General features: G+C 72.4%; 20 protein-coding genes. 1 reads left to right on the top strand and 19 read right to left on the bottom strand.

Features of this window, described 5'->3' with window-relative positions; all coding sequences use genetic code 11:
- Positions 1–13: 13 nt before the first annotated feature.
- Genes EOE66_RS12200 through EOE66_RS12180 form a run of 5 tightly spaced genes read right to left on the bottom strand, consistent with a single transcriptional unit; the run spans position 14 to position 5,168 of the window.
- Positions 14–1,684 (bottom strand): NAD(P)/FAD-dependent oxidoreductase, encoded by a 1,671-nt coding sequence (locus EOE66_RS12200; protein WP_128228927.1) that lies wholly within the window; start codon positions 1,682–1,684, stop codon positions 14–16.
- Positions 1,685–1,709: 25 nt separating this feature from the next.
- The gene (locus EOE66_RS12195; RefSeq protein ID WP_128228926.1) at positions 1,710–2,552 is read right to left on the bottom strand and encodes a beta-ketoacyl synthase chain length factor; all 843 of its coding nucleotides are present in this window, start codon (positions 2,550–2,552) and stop codon (positions 1,710–1,712) included.
- The gene (locus EOE66_RS12190) at positions 2,549–3,805 is read right to left on the bottom strand and encodes a beta-ketoacyl synthase N-terminal-like domain-containing protein (RefSeq protein WP_245479013.1); all 1,257 of its coding nucleotides are present in this window, start codon (positions 3,803–3,805) and stop codon (positions 2,549–2,551) included. The genes EOE66_RS12195 and EOE66_RS12190 overlap by 4 nt, the downstream gene beginning before the upstream one ends.
- Positions 3,802–4,638, bottom strand: coding sequence for an alpha/beta hydrolase-fold protein (locus EOE66_RS12185; protein ID WP_245479012.1), 837 nt, complete (start codon positions 4,636–4,638; stop codon positions 3,802–3,804). Before EOE66_RS12185 ends, EOE66_RS12190 begins: the two co-directional genes overlap by 4 nt.
- Positions 4,638–5,168 (bottom strand): hypothetical protein, encoded by a 531-nt coding sequence (locus EOE66_RS12180; RefSeq protein WP_128228925.1) that lies wholly within the window; start codon positions 5,166–5,168, stop codon positions 4,638–4,640. Before EOE66_RS12180 ends, EOE66_RS12185 begins: the two co-directional genes overlap by 1 nt.
- Positions 5,169–5,345: 177 nt before the next feature.
- Between EOE66_RS12180 and EOE66_RS12175 the strand changes: the two genes are divergently transcribed.
- Positions 5,346–6,281 carry a hypothetical protein gene (locus EOE66_RS12175; RefSeq protein ID WP_128228924.1) on the top strand — a complete coding sequence of 312 codons (936 nt, stop codon included), beginning with the start codon at positions 5,346–5,348 and terminating at the stop codon, positions 6,279–6,281.
- A 3-nt stretch (positions 6,282–6,284) separates the two neighbouring features.
- On the opposite strand, the gene fabG is transcribed toward EOE66_RS12175, so the two are convergent.
- From fabG to pepN, 14 genes are all read right to left on the bottom strand, one after another.
- On the bottom strand, positions 6,285–7,025 hold the full coding sequence (gene fabG, locus EOE66_RS12170) for a 3-oxoacyl-ACP reductase FabG (RefSeq protein ID WP_128228923.1): 741 nt from the start codon (positions 7,023–7,025) through the stop codon (positions 6,285–6,287).
- A 19-nt stretch (positions 7,026–7,044) separates the two neighbouring features.
- Complete coding sequence (locus EOE66_RS12165; RefSeq protein ID WP_128228922.1) at positions 7,045–7,500, bottom strand: hotdog family protein; 456 nt, start codon at positions 7,498–7,500, stop codon at positions 7,045–7,047.
- 10 nt (positions 7,501–7,510) lie between these two features.
- Complete coding sequence (locus EOE66_RS12160; protein ID WP_128228921.1) at positions 7,511–8,326, bottom strand: beta-ketoacyl synthase chain length factor; 816 nt, start codon at positions 8,324–8,326, stop codon at positions 7,511–7,513.
- Positions 8,323–9,528 carry a beta-ketoacyl-ACP synthase gene (locus EOE66_RS12155; RefSeq protein ID WP_128228920.1) on the bottom strand — a complete coding sequence of 402 codons (1,206 nt, stop codon included), beginning with the start codon at positions 9,526–9,528 and terminating at the stop codon, positions 8,323–8,325. Before EOE66_RS12155 ends, EOE66_RS12160 begins: the two co-directional genes overlap by 4 nt.
- Positions 9,529–9,542: 14 nt before the next feature.
- Positions 9,543–10,319, bottom strand: a complete 777-nt coding sequence (locus EOE66_RS12150; protein ID WP_128228919.1) for a class I SAM-dependent methyltransferase — start codon at positions 10,317–10,319, stop codon at positions 9,543–9,545.
- An 18-nt stretch (positions 10,320–10,337) separates the two neighbouring features.
- Positions 10,338–11,213, bottom strand: coding sequence for a polysaccharide deacetylase family protein (locus EOE66_RS12145; RefSeq protein WP_128228918.1), 876 nt, complete (start codon positions 11,211–11,213; stop codon positions 10,338–10,340).
- 15 nt (positions 11,214–11,228) lie between these two features.
- Complete coding sequence (locus EOE66_RS12140) at positions 11,229–13,652, bottom strand: MMPL family transporter (RefSeq protein ID WP_245479011.1); 2,424 nt, start codon at positions 13,650–13,652, stop codon at positions 11,229–11,231.
- Positions 13,649–14,293 carry a LolA-related protein gene (locus EOE66_RS12135; protein ID WP_128228917.1) on the bottom strand — a complete coding sequence of 215 codons (645 nt, stop codon included), beginning with the start codon at positions 14,291–14,293 and terminating at the stop codon, positions 13,649–13,651. The genes EOE66_RS12140 and EOE66_RS12135 overlap by 4 nt, the downstream gene beginning before the upstream one ends.
- Complete coding sequence (locus EOE66_RS12130) at positions 14,274–15,227, bottom strand: lysophospholipid acyltransferase family protein (protein ID WP_128228916.1); 954 nt, start codon at positions 15,225–15,227, stop codon at positions 14,274–14,276. Before EOE66_RS12130 ends, EOE66_RS12135 begins: the two co-directional genes overlap by 20 nt.
- Complete coding sequence (locus tag EOE66_RS12125; protein ID WP_205702682.1) at positions 15,224–16,918, bottom strand: ApeI family dehydratase; 1,695 nt, start codon at positions 16,916–16,918, stop codon at positions 15,224–15,226. The genes EOE66_RS12130 and EOE66_RS12125 overlap by 4 nt, the downstream gene beginning before the upstream one ends.
- A 25-nt stretch (positions 16,919–16,943) precedes the next feature.
- A complete protein-coding gene (locus EOE66_RS12120) occupies positions 16,944–17,564 on the bottom strand; it encodes a COG4648 family protein (protein WP_128228915.1) in 621 nt (206 codons plus the stop codon).
- A 7-nt stretch (positions 17,565–17,571) separates the two neighbouring features.
- Positions 17,572–17,862 carry a phosphopantetheine-binding protein gene (locus EOE66_RS12115; protein ID WP_128228914.1) on the bottom strand — a complete coding sequence of 97 codons (291 nt, stop codon included), beginning with the start codon at positions 17,860–17,862 and terminating at the stop codon, positions 17,572–17,574.
- A 96-nt stretch (positions 17,863–17,958) separates the two neighbouring features.
- A complete protein-coding gene (locus EOE66_RS12110; RefSeq protein WP_128228913.1) occupies positions 17,959–18,975 on the bottom strand; it encodes a class 1 fructose-bisphosphatase in 1,017 nt (338 codons plus the stop codon).
- Entirely contained in the window at positions 18,972–21,653 is a 2,682-nt protein-coding gene (gene pepN, locus EOE66_RS12105; RefSeq protein ID WP_128228912.1) for an aminopeptidase N, read from the bottom strand. Before pepN ends, EOE66_RS12110 begins: the two co-directional genes overlap by 4 nt.
- Positions 21,654–21,677 lie beyond the last annotated feature (24 nt).

Here is a 21,677-nt window from a genome sequence, read left to right as displayed (position 1 = left end):
GCCTGGCGCCGCGTCAGGCCGCCAAGGCCTCGGCGCTCGGGAAGAGCAGGCTCATCGCCGGCTTTTCCATCGCCTGCGGCGGCAGCAGTGCGGCCAGCGCGCTGCCGTCCAGCCCCGGGTGCTCTTGCAGGCCGCGCTGCAGCAGTTCGCCCGCCAGTTGCTGCAGCGTCAGCGCGGCCTGGCGGATGCGATCGCGGAACGCGGCGTCGCTGAGGTTCTCGTCGTGCAGGCTGCGGTTGAGTTCCACGAACCAGGGCACGGAAGCCTGGTCGAGCATCACCGGCAGGTTGCGGCGCTGGCTCACCTGGCCCCAGGCGCGCAGGAAGTGCTGCACCTCCACGTTGAGCTGCTGGCAAACGGCCAGCTCGTCGCGCAGGTGCCCCAGCGAGGCCAGGTCGGTCAGGCGCTGCTGGCAGAACATCTGGGCCAGCACGCTCCAGTAGTAGGTGTAGTCCCAGATCACCTTGGTGGGCAGCACCTCGGGGTCGCCGAAGAGGCCGTATTGGTCGACGTAGAGCGCCAGCGTGCTGTCGTAGAAGCTGCGGAAGACCTGCTCGTAGATCTGCGTGTGCGCAGCCAGGCGCTGGCCGGCGCGGTCGCGCGCGATGAGCTCGGTGATGTAGGTGTTGCCGATGGCGATGAAGTCGCTGCCCGGCGAGTAGAAGGGGTCGAGGAAGCGCCCGGCCTCGCCCGTGAGCGCCCAGCGGTGTTCGCTGAAGACCTGGGTGCAGTCGTAGCTGAAGCGCTTGAAGAAGGCGAAGTCCTGCAGCTTGTCGCGCTTGCCGTCGAGGTCGTCGAAGAGCGCCGGCTGGAACTCGCGCAGCCACGCCATCGCGTTCTCGAAGGTGTTCATGCGCTCCAGCGGGTGGTACTTCGGGTCGGCCACGATGCCCACCGAGTGCGAGCCCGAGGCCAGCGGGATCAGCCACACCCAGTAGCCCGCGCCCACCAAGTGGTTGGTGCTGAGCCAGCGCGTGGGCGTGACGCAGCGCTCGCGCCAGGCCTGGGCTGCTTCTTCGTTGCCGGCTTCATCGCTTTGCAGCGGCCAGCCGTCGAGATGGATGCGCTCGCTGATGCGGAACCACACCGCGTGGGCCGCGTGCGCGTTCTCGCGCGCCAGGCCCAGCTTCTTCTTGATGAGGCCGGCGCGGCCGCAGGCGTCCACCACCCAGCGCGCTTGCGTCTGCTGCAGTTCGCCGCCAGCGCGCTGCCAGTGCACGGTGTGCGGGCTGCCGTCTTCGCTGAGCTCGATCTGGCGCACCATGGACTCGTCGACGAAGCGGATGCCGCGGCGCTGGCACTCTTCACCCAGGAAGTTCTCGAAGATGCCGCGGTCGATCTGGTAGCTGGGCACCGGCAGCGGGCGGCTGGCGCCGAGCTCGGTGACGCGGTGCAGGTCGCGCCGACCCTCGCTGAAGAAGAAGCGGAAGCCGAACTTGCGCAGCTGCTGGCCTTGCAGGTGTTCACGCAGGCCCAGCGTGTGCTCGAAGTAGTGCGCGCCGATCTCCACGCTGCTCTCGCCCACCTTGTGCGCGGCCAGCGGCACGGGGTGGGGGCGGCGTTCCAGCACCAGCACGTTCAGGTCGGGCAGGCGCTGGCGCAGCTGCAGAGCCAGGGTCATGCCGGCGAGGCCGCCGCCCATGATCAGCACGTCGGGCGGGGTGGTGAGGGTGTCGGTGTGCATGGGGTGGGTACAGCAGGAGGGGCGCTCAGGCGGCCGGTGCCCGGATTGTGCGCAAGTGCAGCAGGCCCGCGGTGCCCAGGGGCAGATCGAAGGATTCGGACGCGCCGGCGCAGGCCACTTCCAGCCGGGCCAGGGCCTCGAAGAGCGGCAGCGCGTCGGCCATGGCGTTGCCGCCCAGCGCTTGGGCTGCGGGGCTGTGCAGGGCGGGCAAGGCCGCCGTGCCCGGGGCCACGGCCCAGTCCAGCGTGGCCACGGTGCGCGCGCCGGGTTCAGGCGCCAGCACCAGCGCCACGCCCAGCAAACCGCGGCTGCGCGTGACGGACGCCAGCGCGCCGCGCGCATCGGTGTCGAAGCCGGCCAGCAGCACGGGGCGCTGCTCCGTGAGGGCCTGCGTGGCCGCTTCCAGCAGGCCGAGCGCGAAGCTGGCCTCGTAGCCGGCGATGGCGCTGCTGGGCGCATGGCAGCCCGTGGCCATGGCCCAGTAGCCGGAGGCGGCGTTGTGCACCGAGTGGTGGAAGCGCGTGGGCGAGAGCAGCGCCGGGTCGGCCGCCAGCGTGCTGCAGAGTGCGTCGACGATGGCGAGGTCGCCATGCGCCGAGGTGAAGACGCTGGCCAGCGTGGCCGCGTCACGCCCTGCAGCGGCCACGGCAGCAGCGGCCACTTCCAGCGCCACGAGCACACCATCGGGCGCGCGGCGGCGTTCGTTGGCGGCCAGCAGGGCGGGGCTGGGGCGTGCGGTGGGCGCGGCCTCGCCGGCAGTCGGCGCCTCGCCGCGCAGCGCCGGCGCCGCCCAGGCCCAGCCGGGCAGGGCGGTCGCCCACAGGGCCGGGCCTTCGAGGTAGAGGCGAAGCATGGCGGGCTGGCTCATGCGCGGGCCTCGCCGGCGCGGCCGAAGACCAGCACCGCGTTGTTGCCGCCGAACCCGAAGGAGTGGCTGGCGGCGAAACGAACTGCGGCGGTGGCCGGCTGCAGGCGCAGCTGCTGCTCGAACAGGGCCCCGAAAACCGGGTCGGCCGCCGGTGTGTGCGCCGTGCCGGCGCGCACGCTGTGCTGCAGCGCGATGAGGCACACCACGGCCTCCAGCAGCCCCGCCGCGCCCATGGTGTGGCCGGTCAGCCCCTTGGTGGCGCAGGCATGCACGGTGGGCGCATAGCGGCGGGCCACCAGCGCGGCTTCCACCGCGTCGTTGGCCGGTGTGGCAGTGCCGTGCAGGTTGAGGAAATCGATGGCCTCGGCGGGCAGCCCGGCGCGGGCGAGCGCGGCATCCAGTGCCAGCTCGGCGCCCAGCCCCTGCGGGTGCGGCGCCGACATGTGGTGGGCGTCGTTGGCCTCGCCATCGCCCAGCAGGCACAGTGCGTCGCTGGACGTGGCCGTTTCGTGCCGCTGCAGCAGCACGAAGGCCGCGGCCTCGCCCAGGCTGATGCCCTGGCGTGCCGCGCCGAAGGGCTGGCAGGGCGCGGGCGCCACCAGGCCCAGCGAGCGGAAGCCAAAGAGCAGGCTGGCGCTGAGCGCTTCCACGCCGGCCACCACCACGGCCTCCACCACCCCGGCCTGCAGCCAGCGCCGGGCGCTGCCGCAAGCCTTGGCGCTGGACGAGCAAGCGGTCGACACCGTCACCGCCGGCCCCTGGAGGCCCAGGGCCTGCTGCACGAAGGCGGCCAGCGCGTGTGGGGTGTTCAGGCGGGGGTTGCGGCGGCCGGCCGGGAAGCCCCCGTCGGCGTCCAGCAGGCGGTAGGCGGCTTCCGAATCACCGATGGTCGAGGCCGACGTGCCCAGCACCAGGCCCACGCGCGCCGCGCCCCAGCGCTCACGCGCGGCGGCCACGGCGGCCATGAAGCCGTCTTGCTGCAGCGCTTGAAAGGCCAGGCGTGTGGGGCGGCAGTCCCAGGCGGCCAGCGCCGCGGGCAGGGGTTCGGCCACGAACGTGTCCAGAGCGCCGGCCCATGCTTCGGGCACGGTGGCCGCGCCAGCCCAGGCGGGTGGCGCTGCGGCTTGCAAGGCCTGCAGGCCGCTGGTGTTGCCGCGCAGCGCATCGCTCAGCGCGGCCATGCCGACGCCCGCCGCGCAGGACGCGGTGTGCGCCGCCACCACCAGCGGGGGCATCGGACTGGGCGCGGTCATGCCGCGGGAGCGGCCGCGCAGCGGCTGTCGGCCAGCAGGCCCTGGTCCAGCCAGGCCTGCCACAGCGCACGCCAAGCCGGCCAGTCATGGCCGCCGGGCGCGGTGCGAACGCGCTCGGCCGGCAGCAGTTCGGCAAATCGCCGGTGGGCACCGGCAAAGCGGTCGTCGACGCCGTAGCCCAGGTGTACGGGGGGCAGCTTCGAGGCCGGGTGGGTGAACGCGCGCCAGAGCTCGCGGTCGAGTTCGTCGCTGGCGTCGGGCGGGCTGGTATCGCGGCCCGCCGCGCGCCACGCGCGCGGGCCGCCGGCCTCTTCGATCTCCTGCGTCAGCCGCCGCGGGCCGAGGTAGGGCGCCAGGGCCAGCACGCCGTCGATCTCGCTGCCATGGCGCACGGCGTAGCCCAGGGCGCCGAAGCCGCCCAGGGAGATGCCCACCAGCCACACGCGCCGGTAGCCCTGGGCGCGGGCGGGCAGCACCACCTCGTCGCGCAGGCGGCGCAGCACGCTGCGGTCGCTGAAGTAGCCGAGGTGGCTGTCGACGATCAGCACGTCTGCGTTGAGGCCGCGCTCGCGCAGCGCCTGCGGGAAGCCGGCCTCCACAAACTCGGGTGGGCGGCTGTAGGCGCCAGGCAGCATCACCACCAGGGTGTCGGAACGGCCGGGGCAGGGCCCGGGCAGGCGCAGGGTGTCCATGCGGGGAAGAACGGGCGGTACGAGCAAGGCGCAACCGCCGGCGGCGCCCAGGGTGGCCAGGCCGGCCAGGGCCAGGCCGCCGCGAAGGGCCGCACCGCACAGCCGCCGGCGTTGCGGCTGCACGGGCGCGGCCGCGGGCATCAGCGGTAGCCCTGCTCGTTGGCGCTGTGAATGATCCAGATGAGGTGGGCGTTGGAATCGAAGCCGGCCGAGCCTGCGAAGATCAGGCGGCCCTGGCCCTTGTAGACCACTTCATGCCGGTAGCGGTCGCTGCCGAAGTTGAAGGGGATCCAGGCCTTGCCCGTCATGTAGGCGCCTTGGTCGGTGGGCGTGCCCACGATGTCGAGCACCTGCTTCATCGGCATGCCGATCTTCAGCTGCGTGAACTTGCTGCCGGGGGCGGGCTTGCCGGTGATCTCGCCTTCCCAGTCGTTCAGGCCCTTGACCTTCTGGCCGAAGCCGGCCTCGACCTTCTTTGGGTCGACAACCTCGCCGCGCTCGTTCATGCCCGGGCCGATCTTCGGGCCGGCCGGGGCGGGCGCCGGGGCCGCTGCGGTCTCGCTCTTGCCCGAGCCCATGCCCGGGATGCTGACGTTGGCGCAGGCGGTGAGCGCCAGGGTGGTGCTGAGTGCGGCCAGGCGCAGCACAGCGGACGAACGGGAAACGGGCATGGGGGTCCTCCAGAACGGGTGGGTTTGGGGCGCAGCGACGGAAGCCGCGGAAGAGAATGGTAGCGCCGCGACACCCGTCGCGAGCACGGCTTTCGCAGCCTGGGTATCGTGCAATGACGCCGCGTCGCAAGCCATCCTGCCCCTGCACGACGCCGCCCGCCTCAAGGTGCCGAGCCCATGACTTCCATCCCCATCACGCCGCCCACCCAGTTCGGCCGCCGACGCCTGATGCTGGCGGGTGCGGCCTTGCCCGTGCTGGGCGTGGCCGGCCTCAGCGGCTGCGGCACGCCACTGCCGCTGGCGCTGCCCGGCGCCCCCGCGCACGACCCCGCCGCCGAGCGCCTGCTGCAGCAAAGCGCCGACGAACATGGCTGGGCCGCCTACCGCCAGCTCAGCGACATCAACGTGCGCTACGACGGCGCCTGGCGGCCGCTGATCGACCGCATCCAGCCCGTGGTGGTGGACAAGGGCTACCGCGGCTGGTCGGAAGAGCGGCTCATGCCGCAGGCCGGCGTGGTGGCGCAGGCCTACACCGGCCCGGCCGGCCGCAAGCACGTGTGGTGGCAGCGCGGCGACGGCAGCGCGCAACGGCGCGGCGAGGTGGCTGTGTGGTACGACGGGCAGCCCAGCACCAATGCCGACGCGCAGACGGCCTCGGCGCTGGTGGCCGAGGGCTACGGCCTCTTCCTGCTGGGCCCGCTGTGGCTGGCCGGGCAGGGGCATGTGATGCAGATGGGCGGCAACGCGCGCGTGGACGGCCGCGCCTGCCGCGTGGTGCAGGTGTGGAAGCGCCCGGGCCTGGGCCGCGTGGCGCTGGACCGCGTGGCGGTCTTCATCGACGCCGACCTCGGCATCACGCGCCGCGTGCAGTTCACGCTGGAAGGTTTTGCCAACACGCAGGGCGCGGTGGCCGAGGTGGACACCTTCGAGCACCAGCGCCGCTTCGGCGTGCTGTGGCCGATGCGCAGCTACGAAGAGGTGGTGCACCCCATCCGCCTGCCGGCGCACGACTGGCACATCACCGGCCTGGACGTGAACCGCGGCTACGACGCGGCGGCGCTGCGCGGGCCGGTGTTCAGCGGCGCGGCGGCGGCGCCGGCGGCGAAGGTTTGAGTCTCAGTACAGACCGCCATTGACCGAGATGACCTGCCCGGTGATGTAGCCCGCCTCGGGGCTGGCCAGGAAGCCGGCCAGCGCGGCCACCTCTTCCGGCGTGCCGGCGCGCTTGGCTGGCACGATCTGCTCGATGGTGGCCTTGTCGAAGCTGCCGTCGGCCATGGGCGAAGCGATGATGCCCGGCGCGATGGCGTTGACCGTCACGCCGCGGCTGGCCACTTCCTGGCTCAGCGACTTGGTGGCGCTGTTGATCGCGCCCTTGGCCGCCGAGTAGTTCACCTGCCCGCGGTTGCCCGAGAGCGCGGCCACCGACGAGATGTTGATCACGCGGCCCCAGCGTGTGCGCAGCATCGGCAGCATCAGCGGTTGCGTGACGCGGAAGAAACCGTGCAAGGAGACGTCGATGACGCGGTGCCACTGCGCAGCGCGCATGCCGGGGAAGACGGCGTCGTCGTGGATGCCGGCGTTGTTGACGACGATCTGCACCGCGCCGCCAGCCAGCATCTGCGCCACGGCGGCGGCGGTGGCTTCGTCGCTGGTGAGGTCGAACACCATCGTCTCGGCGCTGCCGCCGGCGGCCTTCAGTTCTTCGGCCAGCGTTTGCACGGCATTCGCGTTGCCATTGGCATGCAGCAGCAGGTGCGCGCCCTGGGCCGAGAGGCGGCGCGCGATGGCGGCGCCCAGGGCGCCGCTGGCGCCGGTGACGAGGGCGCGTTTGCCTTGCAGGGGTGGGGTGCTCATCAGGGGGCTCTCAAAAGGATCAGACAGGCGCCAGCGGCGTGTTCAGCACCACGGTCGCGCGGCCGTCTACCAGCAGCTGGCCGGCTTCGTTCTTCAGCTCGAAGCTGTAGAGTGCCTGCGCCTCGGCGCCGGCCAGGCGCTTGACGTGCACCAGCAGCGCGCCGGGCACTTCGTCGAGCCGGGCCACATGAAGGTTGACGCCGCGCGCCGCGGCCAGGAAGCCGGCCGAGGGCACGCTGCCCGGGGCTGCGGTGAGGCCGCCGTGCAAGGCCATGGCCTGCGAGGCGTATTCGATGGCCACGGGCGAGAGCAGCCCGCCGGGCGAGCGCAGCGGGTTCGTGGCGTCGCGGTGGCTGCTGGCGCGGCACAGGGCTTCGTCGGCCGACCAGTGCAGCAGGCTGTCGAGCAGGCACATGCTGCCGCTGTGGGGGATGCGCGCGGCGATGCCGTCGCGGTCGAGGGTGGCGGGGTGCATGGTGTCTGGTTCAGGCCAAGGCCACGGCCAGGCTCAGGCCGGGCAGGGCTTCGATCAGCACCGGCGACGCGGCCGGCGCGTCGCCGGCCTGCCGCCGCGCCAGCGCCTGCAGCAGCGGCAAGGCGCGCGCGGCGGGCACGCCCTGGCGCACGCGGTCGAGGCCTTCGTGGCCGCAGGGCGTGGGCGCGGTTTCGGCTTGCAGCGTCAGGGTGAGGGAAGGACCAGCGCCTTCCGCCGACATCGGCCCCAGCACCAGCGCCACGCCGAAGCTGTCGGGCGTGGGCCGCTTGGCGTCCAGCGGCGCGGGGTAGGGCACGTCGGCGGCCACCAGCAGCACGGGCGCGCCAGTGGCGGCCACCTGCGTCATCGCTTCCAGCAGGCCGGCGCCGAAGCTGGCGTCGTGCGCGGCCAGGCTGGTGGAGGGCGCCATGCCCTGCACCGCGATGTGCCAGTAGCCGCCCGGCGCGTTGTGCACCGAGTTCGTGAAGCGTGTGGGCGAGACCAAACGCTCGGGCGCGGCCAGCGCCTCGCACAGCGCGTGGCAGTTCGAGGGCTCGCCGGTGGACGAAGTGAAGACCGTGGCCAGCGATGCGGCTTCCAGCCCCGCGGCGGCCACGGCCTGGTCGGCCGCCACCAGGCTGACCTTCACCACCGGCCCGGCGCGGCGGCGCTCGGTGGCCGGCAGGCGCTGCGGCGGCGGCACGGCGGTGGGCGTGGCGGGCCATGTTGCTGGATCGCGCAGCAGTGCGGCACCGGTGGCCCAGTCGGCCAGGCCCGGGCCCAGCACGCCGATGCCGAGCACGCGGGCTTGCAGCGGTGCGCTCATGCCGCGGCCCCAAACACCAGGCTGGCGTTGCTGCCGCCGAAGCCGAAGGAGTTGCTGGCCACGACTCTCAGATCTGCCTGCAGTGGCTCACGCAGCAGATGCGCGTGCAGCGCCGGGTCTTGTGTCTGCAGGTTCAGGCTGGGCGGCGCCAGGCCGTGTTCCAGCGCCAGCAGCGCGATGCTGGCTTCCACGCCGCCCGCCGCGCCCAAGGTGTGGCCGGTGTAGCCCTTGGTGCTGCTGCAGGGCGTGGCGGTGCCGAACACGGCGCTCACAGCCTTGTCTTCGGCCGCGTCGTTGCCCGGCGTGGCGGTGCCGTGCAGGTTGAGGTAGCCCACCTCTCCAGGCTGCAGGCCGGCGCTGGCCAGCGCGGCGCGCATCGCCATCGCGGCGCCGGCGCCTTCGGGGTGGGGGCTGCTCATGTGGTGCCCGTCGCTGCTTTCGCCGGCGCCCAGCAGCCAGCCCATCGCGCGGGCGGGGCCGTCGGGCCGCTCCAGCAGCGCGAAAGCGGCGGCCTCGCCGATGGACAAGCCCGCACGTTCCGCATCCCACGGCCGGCAGATCTCGCCCGAGGTGAGTTCCAGCGCCTTGAAGCCGTAGAGCGTGGTCATGCACAGGCTGTCGACGCCGCCCACCACGGCCGCATCCACCACGCCCAGGCGGATGGCGCGCTCGGCGGCGGCAAACACCTTGGCGCTGGACGAACAGGCCGTGGACACCACGTGCGCCGGCCCCTGCAGGCCCAGCGCGGCGCGCACGTAGCGCGCCACCGAGGCGGTGTTGTGGGTCTCGCCGTAGTGCAGGCTCTCGGGCAAGGCGCCGGTGGCGGCGTCGCGTTCGCGGTAGGCCAGCTCGGTCTGCAGGATGCCCGAGGTGCTGGTGCCGAGGAACACGCCCACGCGGCGCGCGCCCCAGCGCACGGCGGCGGCCTGCACGGCTTCGGCGAAACAGTCGCTGCGCAACGCCAGTTCGGCCAGGCGGTTGTTGCGGCAGTCGTAGGCGGCAAGGTCTTCGCGCCAGTCGAGTTCGTCCAGCCCGTCCACCACGCCCAGCCAGCTGCCGATGTCGGCCGTCTCGAAGCCGCGCCGGGCCAGGCCCGTGCGGCCGCTGCGCAGCGCTTCGAAGGTGGCGGCGCGGCCTCGGCCCAGGGCCGTGACCAGCGTGTGGTGGGTGATGGGCGTGCGTTGGAAAGCGAGGGTGCTCATGGGGCGAGGATGCGTCAAAGCGTGGCCACGAGCAGCACGTTGGCGAAAGGCGTACCGGCGCTCATGGGCACCGCGCGCACGCGGAAGCCCAGGGCCTGCAGCGTGGCCTGCCATTGCGCCAAGGGGCGGCCGTAGGTGGGCGGCGCGCGGTGGCCGCGCACCCAGGTGACGACGATGTCGACCCACTGACTGATGCGGAAGCCGCGCCGCGCGTCCATGTCACCCACGCGCAGCAGCAGCCGGCCGTGCGGTTGCAGCGCGTCGCGCACGCGGGCCAGCAGCGCGTCTTGCGCGGCGTGGTCCACGTAGTGCAGCACGTCGAGGATGACCACCAGGTCGCAGCCCGGCAGCGCGGTGTGGCGCATGTCGCCGCAGACGAAACGCGGCTGCTCGCCGCCCGGCAGCACGAGGGCGCCCACCGAGGCCGTGGCGCGCTGCACGTCGCGCGGCATCAGCTCGATGCCTGTGTAGGCCGTGACAACGGGCGCCGCGGGCCAGCCCGCGGGCCATTGCCCGGCCTGGGCCAGCGCACCGCAGCGCTGCAGCAGGCTGACCAGCAGGCCCTGGCCGCAGCCGATGTCGACGACGCGGCCGCCGTGGTTGAAATCACCGCGTTCGAGCATGCCGCGGAAGACCGGGTCGCGGCCCAGCTTGCCGCGCGCGAAGTGCCAGGCGAAGCGCCCGGCAGCGCGGTAAGGCGCGGTGGCCTCGTCCAGCAGGCGCTGCCAGAAGCCGTTGGTGGCGGGGTTGCGCGGCGGGCGCCCGAGCAGGGGGTGTTCGGCGGAGGGCATGGGTTCTGGTGAGGGCGCTCAGGCGGCGTGGCGCGGGGGCAGCGCGGCGCGCAGCGTGGTGGCCTGCAGGCCGGCGGCGCGGGCCGCGGCCAGCAGTGGTGGCAGCACGTCCAAAAGCACCGGGCGCCCGCTGGCGCTGCGGCGCGCATGGCCGTCGTGCAGCAGCAGGATGTCGCCGGCGGCCAGGGCCGCGCCCTGCGGGCCGGCCAGGCGGGCCAGCACGCGGGTGGGGTCGGCATCGCGCGTGTCGAAGCCGCGGCGGGTCCAACTCACCAGGTGCAGGCCCAGGCGGTGCAGCACGGGGTCGAGCAATGGGTTGCGCAGGCCGGCCGGGGCGCGGAAGCAGTGCGGGCGCTGGCCGGTCAGGTCGGCCAGCCGGTCTTGCGCGGCGCCGATCTCGGCGGCCAGGGCGCGCGGGCCGCTCATCGAGAAGTCATGGCGGTGCCGGTGGCTGTGGTTCTGCACGTCGTGGCCGCGGCGCACCGTCTCGCGCAGCAGCGCGGCGTGCTGCTGCGCGCGCTGGGCGATGACGAAGAAGGTGGCCTTGACGCCGGCTTCGTCGAGCAGATCGAGCACGGCGGACGTGACTTCGGGGTCGGGGCCGTCGTCGAGCGTCAACGCGAACTCGCGCCGTGCCTTGGCCGCAGCCGGCAGGCGCGTGACGTTGGGGCCCAGCAGCGTGCTGCGCGGCCACAGGCCGGCGGCCGTGAGGCCCAGGTGGTTGGCCACCACCGCGCCCAGGGCCCAAGGCGCGGCGCCGGGCACCAGCAGCGCCGCGGCGCCGGCCGCGGCGTGCAGCCCCACGCTGGCGCGCAAGGCCGGCGGCCACGGCCAGGGGCGGGCCTGGGCCGCAGCAAGTTCAGGGGCGGCGGGCCGCTCAGCAGGCGCAGGCATGGTGCAAAAATTCTGTCACAGCGATCCTGGCGAGCGCGCAGTGGGGGCAGGCCCGCGCGGCACGAAGGCCGCCGCCAGCACCAGGGCCAGCAGCGCGCCCGGCGCCACCACCTGGCCGATGGCCGACAAGGCCTTGATGTCGGAGACGGCGATCAGCCCGAAGCCCAGCACCGTGGTGACGTTGGCCAGCAGCAGCGAAGACAGCGTGTCGTCGTCGGCCGCGCCGCCGCCCTGCTGCAGCATGTCGAAGAAGAGCGCGTAGTTCGAGCCCACGGCCACCACCAGCAGCAGGCCCACCAGGTGCAGGATGCCCACCGGCACCTGCAGCAGCGCCAGCCCGCCCAGGCACAGCAGCACGGCCAGCAGCAGCGGCTGGCTCACCGCCAGCACGCGGCGGCCGCTGCGCAGCGCCACGGCCATCACCAGCAGCACCCCCAGCCCGCCGAGTGCCGCCTGCGTGCGCGCTTCGCCGAGGTAGCGCGTGTACATGCGGCCGAGTTCGCCGCCGATGTCCAGCACCTGGGTCTGCGGCAGGCCCTGCAGCGCCGCCTGGATCTGCGCCAGCGGCACCGTTTCGCCCACCGGCTGCAGCGGCAGCAGCACGGTCCAGCGGCCGTCGGGGTGCTGCAGCGTCAGCACGTCCAGCAGCGGGGCCAGGGCGCTGTTGCGCGCCATCTCGGGCGTGGCCAGCGGCAAGGTCTTGGCCTGCGCCACGGCCTGCACGAAAGGCGCCAGCCGCTCGGCGCGCAGCGGGCCGCCGGCCGTGGCTTCGGCCAGTGCGGCCTGCAGCGCGGCCGGCTCGGGCAGCGCGGCCTGGCGCTGGCGCTGCGTCTGCAGGCTGGGCAGGAAACGCGTGACGCTGTCGAAGCCGGCGATGGCCTGCGTGTTCACCAGCGCCTCCAGCCGCGCGGCGGCGGCCTCGGCGCGCTGCAGCGTGGTCTCGGCGTCGGGGCCCTGCACCACGACGAAGGCGCCGCCTTCGCCGCCAGTGCTGATGTCGGCGCGCAGGCTGGCGTCGAGCGCCAGCGCTTCTTTCGACACCGGGCTCAGCGACGAGAGTTCGGCCTGCCACAGCCCTTCGCGCTGCCACACCAGCACCAGCGAGGCCAGGCCGAGGGCCAACCACAGCCAGCGCGTGCGCGGCAGCCAGCCCATCGCGGCGCGCGAGGCCACGGCCAGCGGCCGGCGCAGGCCCTGGCCGTGGGTGCCGTCGGGCCGCAGCACCGGCAGCACGAAGCGCGTGGTGAGCACCGCGCCCACCAGCCCGGCCAGCGAGAACACGCCCAGCTGCTGCAGCCCCGGGAAGCCCGAGAACAGCAGCGCCGCAAAGCCGCACAGCGACGTCAACAGCCCCAGCCGCACCGTGGGCCAGTTGCCGCGCAGCCATTGCCGCCAGCCCGTGCCACCCTGGCCACGCGCCTGGATGAGGTAGTAGATGGCGTAGTCCACCGCCTCGCCAATCAGCGTGGAGCCGAAACCCAGCGTCACGCCGTGCACGTTGCCGAAGACGAGGCTCACCACCACGATGCCCGCGACGATGCCGGTGGCCACCGGCAGCAGGGCCACGGCCAAGGCCAGCGGCGAAGCGAAGGCCACGAGCAGCAGCGCGCTCATCACCAGCGTGCCAGTGAGCGCGAGCCACTCCACCTCGCCCTGGATCTGCGCGCGGCTGTCGACCGAAAACACCGGCGCGCCGCTGACCAGCAGCTTCAGTTGCGGCGCGTTCAGCGCGGCCTGCACGGCCGCAAAACCTTCGCGCACGCTGGTGATGGCGGCCTGCTGGCCGTCGAGGTCGGCGCCATCGCCGCGGATGCCGGCCAGCAGCAGCGCGCGCGGTGGCGTGCCGTTCAGTTCGCGCGAGACCCAGACACCGTCTTCGGTGCGCGGTGATTTCACCGGGATCATGCTTTCGGCGATGCGCTGCACCTCGCCGGTGGGGTCTTGGTCGAGCAGCGGCTTCAGCGCGGTGCCGGCGGGGGTGCCGAGCAGCGACAGGGTTTCGTCGATGCCCTCGCGCAGCCCCGCGGGCGTGAAGCGCTCGGGCGTGACGGCCGGGCTGAGCAGGTAGCGGCGCTCCACCATCCAGCGGCCCACGCCGGCCCAGGCGTCGTTCTCGCCGTTGCTGACCTGGTCGAAGCGGCCACCTTCGCGCAGCTTGGCGGCCAGCTGCTTCGAGGCGGCCACGCGCTGCGCGGTGTCGCCGCCCTCGATGCCGATGAAGAGCGTGCGTGCTGGTGCGCCGCTGCGGATCTGGTCGATCAGCACCTGCTGCTGCGCGTCGGCCGTGGCCGGCAGGAAGGCGCTCAGGTCGGCCGTGAAAGGCGTGCGCGTTATCTGCCAGGCCGCCAGCAGCAGCGCGGCCAGCCACAGCGCGAGCACGGCCGCGCGGTGGCGCGTGCTGAGCGCGCCCAGGGGCTGCAGGCCGGTCGGCGTGTTCACTTCTTGGCCGGTGCGGCCGGTGCAGCAGCGGCCGCCAGCGGCTCCACCAGCATCAGCGAACGGTCGCCGCCCACCAGGCGCAGGTCGATGCTGCGCACGTCGGGCCCCAGGCCGGCGATCTCCAACTGCTGCACGCTGCGCGCCAGGCGCAGGTCCAGCGGCGTGAGCAGCAAGACCCAGCGCGCGGCGTTGCCGCTGACCTGGGCCTTGAAGTGGCGTTGCAGCGCGGCGGCGTCCCCATTCAGCGTGCCGCGCATCGCATCGGCCAGCGCTGCCAGTTCGGGCACGGCGTCCAGCGCCATCTGCCGCGTGCGGCTGCCGCGCTTGAGCAGCACCTGGTTGCCCTGCACCTCCATGCTCTCGGTGGTCGGCTCTTCGGTGTAGCGCGCGAAACGGTCGGGCGCCTGGAAGCTCAGGCGCCCGCTGGCGCGCAGCGGGTTGTCCAGCGTGCTGACGGTGCGCTCTTCCGTGAAACGCGCCTCGCCGCCCTTGCGCTGGGCCAGCAGGGCCATCAACGCGGCCAGGTCGAAGGGCTTGGGCTGGGCGTGCAGCGCAGCCGGAGCGATGGCGAGCAAGCCCAGGGCTGCCGCAGCCGCCTGCAGGCCTGCACGACGGCCCGGGTCAGCCGGCTTCGTCTTCATGCCAGTAGTCATAGAAGTTGAACCAGTTGTAGGGCGCCTCGCGGCACAAGGCTTCCAGGCGCTGCACGTAGGCCGCCACGGTGGCCTGCACCAGCGCCTCACGCGCGGCGGGCTCGGCCGGCGGCGTGCGGAAATCGGCCAGTTCTTCGAAGCGCACCTCGTAGCGTCGGCCGCCGCGGTACAGGCCCACCATGAAGATCACGCGGCGCTTGAGCATCATCGCCAAGCGCACGGGGCCGTCGGTGAAACGCGTCTCCTGGCCAAGGAAGCGCAGCGCGATGCTGTTCTCCTGCACGCCTTCGCTGGGGATGTAGCGGTCGCCCATCAGGCCGGTGAGGCCGCCCTTGTCGAGGAAATCGCGGATGGCCAGCGCCGAGCCGCGCTGGCCGATGGGGATGATGCTGACGTCGAAATCGGGCGCCAGGGCCTGCAGCACCGTGTGGATCATGCGCGCGTTCTGCGGGTACATCACCATCGCCACCGGCAGGCCGGGGTGGCTCAAACCCACGGCGTGCAGCGCCTCGAAGCTGCCGAGGTGCGCGCCCAGCAGGTAGACGCCGCGGCCCTCGGCCAGCGCCTGCTCCATCACGGCGCCGCCGCTGATGGGCATGTCGAACAAGTCCATGCGGCCGGCGGCGAACCAGATGCGGTCCAGCGCCACCGACGCGAAGGCGTGGATGTGGCGGTAGAGGTCGGCCCAGCCGGCCGGGCGGCCCAGGGCCCGCGTGAGGTAGCGGCGCGAAGCGCGCCGCGCCACGGGCGCAAACAGCAGGTAGTACAGCGCGATGGGGTGCAGCACCAGCCGCGCCACCGGCCGGCCCAGGTGCGTGGCGATCCATGCGATGGTGCGGATGGCGAGCAGGTTGCTGCGCTCGGGCGTGGCGCTCCAGTCGCGCAGGTGGCGCGTGTCCTGTTCCCGGGCCGGCGCGGTCATGCGGGGGTGCCTGCCGTCAGCAGGCCCTTGGCCACCACCGAGGCGCCGTCTTCGCGCCGCACCTCGAAGCCCACGCCGCTGCCCTGCGGCTGCAGCAGCACCTGCAGCGCCGTCTCGGGCAGCACCGGGCTCAGGAACTTCACGTTGTTGATCTGCGGCACCGCACCCAGGCGCTGGCGCAGTTCGGGCTGTTCGTCCAGCGCGCGCATCACGAAGGCCAGCACCGCCACGCCAGGCAGCACCGGCTGGCCCGGGAAGTGGCCCGGGAAGGCCGGGTGGTCGGCGCCCACAAAGTAGCGCCCGCCCGCGGCCAGCGCGTCTTGCGCAAAACGCGCCAGCACGGCCGCCGTGAGCTTGCCCGTGGCCTCGCGCGGCAGTGCGGGCACGTGCAGCACGCGGCGCGGCACGAAGGCGGGCTCGAGGTGTTCACGCAGCGCTTCGATGACTTGCCGCGCCGTCAGCGTGGGCGCCACGACGAAGGCCACCGGTCGCGCGATGCCGTCGGCCCGTTCTTCGGGCATCCAGAACGCGCCGTCGTCCACGCCGGCGATGCGGTTCAGGTGGAAGTTCAGGTGCGCGAGTGAGCTGCGCTTGCCGGCGACGTGGATGAGGTCGTTGGCACGGCCGAGCAGGCGGAAGTGCGTGGGGCTCTCGATCTCCAGCACATCGGCCAGCGGCGTGGGCTCGATGACATGGCCGCCTTGCACGAGGAAAGATTCGCCGCCCGCGGCATCGGCCTGTGCCTCGCGCCACACGCGCAAGGCGCCCAGCGTGTGCCAGGTCTCGCCCGCCGTGGTGCGGCGCGTGGCCACCTGGCCGGCTTCGGTGCAGCCGTAGATCTCCACCAGCGTGCCGCCCGTGGCCACCTCGGCCTGCTGGGCCAGTTGCGGCGAGAGCGGCGCGGTGGCCGAGAGCAGCAGGTCCACCGGCGGCAGCGCGACGCCGGCCAGCAACAGCGTCTTCAGGTGGAAGGGCGTGGTCACCAGCGCGCGCGGCGCCGGCACGGTGCCCAGAGCCGCGGCGATGTCGGCCGGGTAGAAAGGCCGGCCGGCGTCGAAACACGCGCCGCCCAGCAGGGCCAGCAGCACGGTGGATTCAAACCCGTAGCTGTGCTGCGCCGGCACCGTGCCCAGCAGCGTCAGGCCGGCCAGCGTGGGCCGGCCGCACAGCGCGGCCAGGCGCTCGGCTTCGGCGCCGATGTTCAGCACCAGCGCGCCCCAGCGTTTGCCGTGCGGTTGCGGCGCGCCCGTGCTGCCGCTGGTGAGCAGGCGCACGGCTTCGAGCGCCGCCGGGATCAGCGGCACGTCGGTGGCGGGCGCGGCGTCTTCCCGGGGCTCGATGAACACGCGCTGAAGGCCGCCGACATCGAGCGCCGCGTCGTCCACCATCGCGTAGGCCGGGGCCGGGTCGCCATCGGCCTGCAGCGCGCGCAGCGTTTCGGGCAGCGCGTTGGGCGGCATCAGGCTGGTGTGGCCGCGCAGCAGCGCCGCGGCCAGGCCCAGCCCAAAGCGGTAGCGGTCCTGGCACAGGTTGATGGGGCGCCCGGCCGCCGGCAGCGTTTGCGCCAGCGCCTGCGCCTGGCCCAGGAAAGCCGCCGCACTGACGGGCACGCCACGGCGCCAGGCCAGCGGTGCGGCGAGGTCGCGCGCGGCCAGCAGGGGCAGGGCGGTGGGGGCGGAGATCTCGGTCATCGTCACAACAACAAGGGCGCCGCGTTCAGCGCCCGGTGGCGCGCCAGGCCTGCACCACCTGGGCCAGGCTGACACGCTCGAACTCGGGGTGGCGCTGGTAGCGCAGCACGTGCTCCACCACCATGAACACGCCCGCGGCCAGCGGCGTGAGCACGCTGCAATAGAACGACCACCAGGTCCACGGCGCCAGCAGGTAGAGCGTGAAGGACACGCCGATCATCGCCACGAAGTACACCACCCACAGCCCCGTGAGCCAGCGTGTGTAGGCGCGCATGGCGGGCGTGAATTCGCGGTGGATGCGTTCGGCCATCATCGTGATCAGCGGCGTGGCGCCGGGGCGCAGCGTGACGGCGAAACCCCAGCCCAGCAGCGCGTGGATGCCGGCGTGCTGCAGCACGTAGAGCCGGTTCACGTCGGCCCCGCCGCGCCACAGCACCGCGGCCAGCAGCGCCACCAGGGCCAGCGCGCCCAGAAGAGAAGGCCCGTGTTTCTTGACCACACCGGCCACCAGCAAGGGCACCAGCAGCGGCCCGAAGAGCGCGGCCACCGCCCACGGGCTGGCGGGCCACCAGGCCATCAGGGCCCAGGAGAGCAGCGCGTAGGCAATGAAGCCGGCGGCCACGGCCAGCACGCGCCACCGAGACATGGGGTGCTTACTTGGTGCGGTGCTGGGCCACGTGGGCCGCCAGGCTGCGCAGCGAGCGGAAGATCTGGTGGTTGTTCTCGTCGTCAGAGCGCAGCTGGAAGCCGTATCGGTGCGAGACCTCCAGCGCCACTTCCAGGATGTCGATCGAATCCAGGCCCAGGCCGTCGCCGAAAAGCGAAGCGGCGGGGTCGATCTCGGCGGCCGGCGTTTCGAGGTTCAGCGCCTGCACGAACAGTTCGGCCAGCTCGCGCTCGAGCGTGGGCAGGTCCGACACGATGGCGGGGGCGGCAGCGTTCACAACGGCAGGAGTCGGCTCAGACACGAAAGGTACCTCGGCAGGCCGTGGCACGCGGCCACGGCGGCAAAACCACAAATTGTAGGCGGCAGCCCGTGTTCAGGCGGCCGGGCCGGCCGCCAGGTGCAGGTCGGTCACGCGCTTGACCTCGTTCTTCGAACCCAGCACCACGCTCACACGCTGGTGCAGCTTCTCGGGCTGGATGTCGAGGATGCGTTCGCGGCCGTTGGTGGCCATGCCGCCGGCCTGCTCGACGATGAAGGCCATGGGGTTGGCCTCGTACATCAGGCGCAGCTTGCCGGGCTTGTCGGGCTCGCGCTGGTCCCAGGGGTACATGAAGATGCCGCCGCGCGTGAGGATGCGGTGCACGTCGGCCACCATGCTGGCCACCCAGCGCATGTTGAAGTCCTTGCCGCGCGGGCCATCACGCCCCTGCAGGCATTCGTCGATGTACTGCTTCACCGGCGGCGCCCAGTGGCGCATGTTCGACATGTTGATGGCGAACTCCTTGGTGTCTTCCGGGATCTGCACGCCGTCCTGCGTGAGCACCCAGCTGCCGGTCTCGCGGTCGAGCGTGAACATGGCCACGCCGTCGCCCACGGTCAGCACCAGCATGGTCTGCGGGCCGTAGACGCAGTAGCCGGCGGCGGCCTGGTGCTTGCCGGGCTGGTGGAAGTCTTCCTCGCTCACGCCGCGCGTGTGGCCCACCTTGCGCAGCACGCTGAAGATGGTGCCGATGGAGACGTTGACGTCGATGTTGCTGCTGCCGTCCAGCGGGTCGAACAGCAGCAGGTACTCGCCCTGCGGGTAGCGGTTGGGCACGACGTGGATGGAGTCCATCTCCTCGCTGGCCATGGCCGCCAAGTGGCCGCCCCACTCGTTGGTCTCGATCAGCACCTCGTTGCTGATGATGTCGAGCTTCTTCTGCACCTCGCCCTGCACGTTCTCGCTGCCGGCGCTGCCCAGCACCTCGCCCAAGGCGCCCTTGTTCACCGCGATGGCGATGCGCTTGCAGGCGCGGGCCACCACCTCGATCAGCAGGCGCAGCTGACCGGGGATGTGCCCGTGCTCGCGCTGCTGCTCGACCAGGTACTGCGTGAGGCTGATGCGTTTCATGCTTGTCCTTCCAGCGCGCGTGTGACGATCTCGCGCACGTCGTTGCTCAGGTCGGCCTTGGCGGCCACGCGGCTGACGGCCTCGCGCGCGGCGCTGCGGTAGGGCTCGGCCAGCGCGGCCCAGCGGTCCATGGCGCGGGCCAGGCGGCCGGCCACGTGCGGGTTCAAAGCGTCCAGCTCCAGCAGCTTGTCGGCCCACAGCACGTAGCCGGCGGCATCCATGCGGTGGAAGGCGGCCGGGTTCATCGTGCAAAGCATCGTGAGCAGGCTGCGCGTTCGGTTGGGGTTCTTCAGCGAAAAGTCAGGGTGCTTGAGCAGCGCCTTGGCGCGGGCGAACACCGCGCCGGGCTGGGCGCTGTCGGGGTGCACGCCGGGCACGGCCTCGCTGGCACTGGCCTGCAGCGCGAACCACTTGTCCAGCACCAGGGCATCACCCGCGGCCATGGCGTGGAAACGCGCCAGCGCCTGGTCTGCCAGCGGCGCGTGCGCGTTCACCAGCGCGCTCAAGGCGCCCAGGCGTTCGGTCATGTTGCCGGCGTCCTTGAAGCGCTGGTAGGCGCGGCCCGGCCACACGGTGTCGCCGCTGCGCACGGCTTGCAGCACCAGCATGCCCAGCGCCAGGTTGGCCAGCGCACGCGGGCCGGCCTGCTCGGCCACGGGGCTGTAGCCGTCTTTCACCTGGTGGGTCTCGAAAGCCCAGGCCCAGTCTTCGGCCAGCTGCTCGGCCATCAGCGCGCGCCACTGCTCGCGCACGGCATGGATGCGCTGCGGGTCGGCGCCGGTCAGCTGTTCGGCGATGTAGCTCTCGCTCGGGGCTTCCAGCGCCAGGGCCTTGAAGGCCGGGTCCAGCGCCGGGTCGCGCAGCACGCTGCGCAGGGCGCGCGCCAGGGCGGCGTCCAGCACCGGCGGCTCTCCGCTGTGCACGGCGCGCAGCAGGCGGGCCAGCATCAGGCGCTGGCCGGCTTCCCAGCGGTTGAAGGCGTCGCCGTCGTGGGCCAGCAGGATCACGCGTTCGACGTCCGACAGGCCATCGTCCAGCCGCACCGGGGCGCTGAAACCGCGCAGCAGCGAAGGCACGGGCTGGGCGTCGATGTTCTCGAAGACGAAGCTCTGCTGCGCGGTGTCCAGCACCAGCGTGCGCTCTTCGCACAGCGCGCGGCCGTCGGCGGCCAGCAGGCCCGTCACCACGGGGATGACATAGGGCTGCTTGCTCGGCTGGCCCGGCGAAGGCTCGCTGTGCTGGCTGAGCGTGAGGGTGTAGCGGCGTTCTTCGGCGCTGTACTCGCCTTGTGCGCTCAAGCGCGGCGTGCCGGCCTGGGCGTACCAGCGCTTGAACACGTCCAGCCGGCTGGCGAGTTCGCTGCCGGGGTTGGCGTCGGCGATGGCCTGCGCGAAATCGTCGCAGGTCACGGCCTGGCCGTCGTGGCGCTGGAAGTAGAGGTCCATGCCGCGGCGGAAGCCTTCGCGGCCCACCAGCGTGTGCATCATGCGCACGACCTCGGCCCCCTTCTCGTACACCGTGGCGGTGTAGAAGTTGTTGATCTCGAGGTAGCCGTCAGGCCGCACCGGGTGCGCCATGGGGCCAGCGTCTTCCGGGAACTGCATCGCACGCAGGCGCAGCACGTCCTGGATGCGCTGCACGGCACGCGCTGACGCGGCGCCGGCCATGTCCATGCTGAATTCCTGGTCGCGGAAGACCGTCAGGCCTTCCTTCAGGCTGAGCTGGAACCAGTCGCGGCAAGTGATGCGGTTGCCCGTCCAGTTGTGGAAGTACTCGTGGGCGATGACGCTCTCGATGGCCGCGAAATCGGCATCGGTGGCCGTGGCCGCATTCGCCAGCAGCAGCTTGGTGTTGAACAGGTTCAGGCCCTTGTTCTCCATCGCGCCGCCGTTGTAGTCCTCCACCGCCACCACCATGAAGCGGTCGAGGTCGAGCGCCAGGCCGAAGCGGGCTTCGTCCCACACCACGCTGGCCACCAGCGAGTTCATCGCGTGCTCGGTCTTTTCCAGATCGCCCGGCCGCACGTAGATCTGCAGCAGGTGGTCGCGCCCGGCGCGCGTGCGGATGCGCTGCTCGCGGCACACCAGCTGCCCGGCCACCAGCGCGAACAGGTAGCTGGGCTTGGGGAAGGGGTCGTGCCACTTGGCAAAGTGGCGGCCACCGTCGAGCGCGCCTTCTTCCAGCAGGTTGCCGTTGCTCAGCAGCACCGGGTACTTGGCCTTGTCGGCGCGCAGCGTGACGGTGTAGACCGCCATCACGTCGGGCCGGTCCAGGAAGTAGGTGATGCGGCGGAAGCCTTCGGCCTCGCACTGCGTGAAGAAGCCGCCGCCGCTGGTGTACAGGCCGCTGAGCTCGGTGTTCTTCTCGGGCGCGCAGGTGTTGCGGATCTCGAGCAGAAAGCGCTCGGCCGCCGGCGGGTTGTCGATGACGAGTTCGTCGCCTTCATGGCGGAAGCTGACGCTCTGGCCGTCGGCCTGCACACGCAGCAGCGTGAGGCCTTCGCCGTGCAGGCGCAGCGCCTGGCCGGGGGCGGCCTCGGCGTTGCGCTCGATCTGCAGCTTGCTGGCGACGATGGTCTTGGCCGGGTCGAGATCAAACGTGAACTCGGCCGTGCGGATGAAAAACGCCGGCGCCGCGTAGGCTTCGCGGCGCACGAGCGTGGTGGTGGCTTCACGCATGGGGCGTGGTCTCCGTGTGAATGC

It is taken from the genome of Rubrivivax rivuli (assembly GCF_004016505.1).
In the GTDB taxonomy this organism is placed as follows: Bacteria; Pseudomonadota; Gammaproteobacteria; order Burkholderiales; family Burkholderiaceae_C; genus Rubrivivax; species Rubrivivax rivuli.
This window is presented reverse-complemented; position numbering and strand designations above follow the sequence as displayed.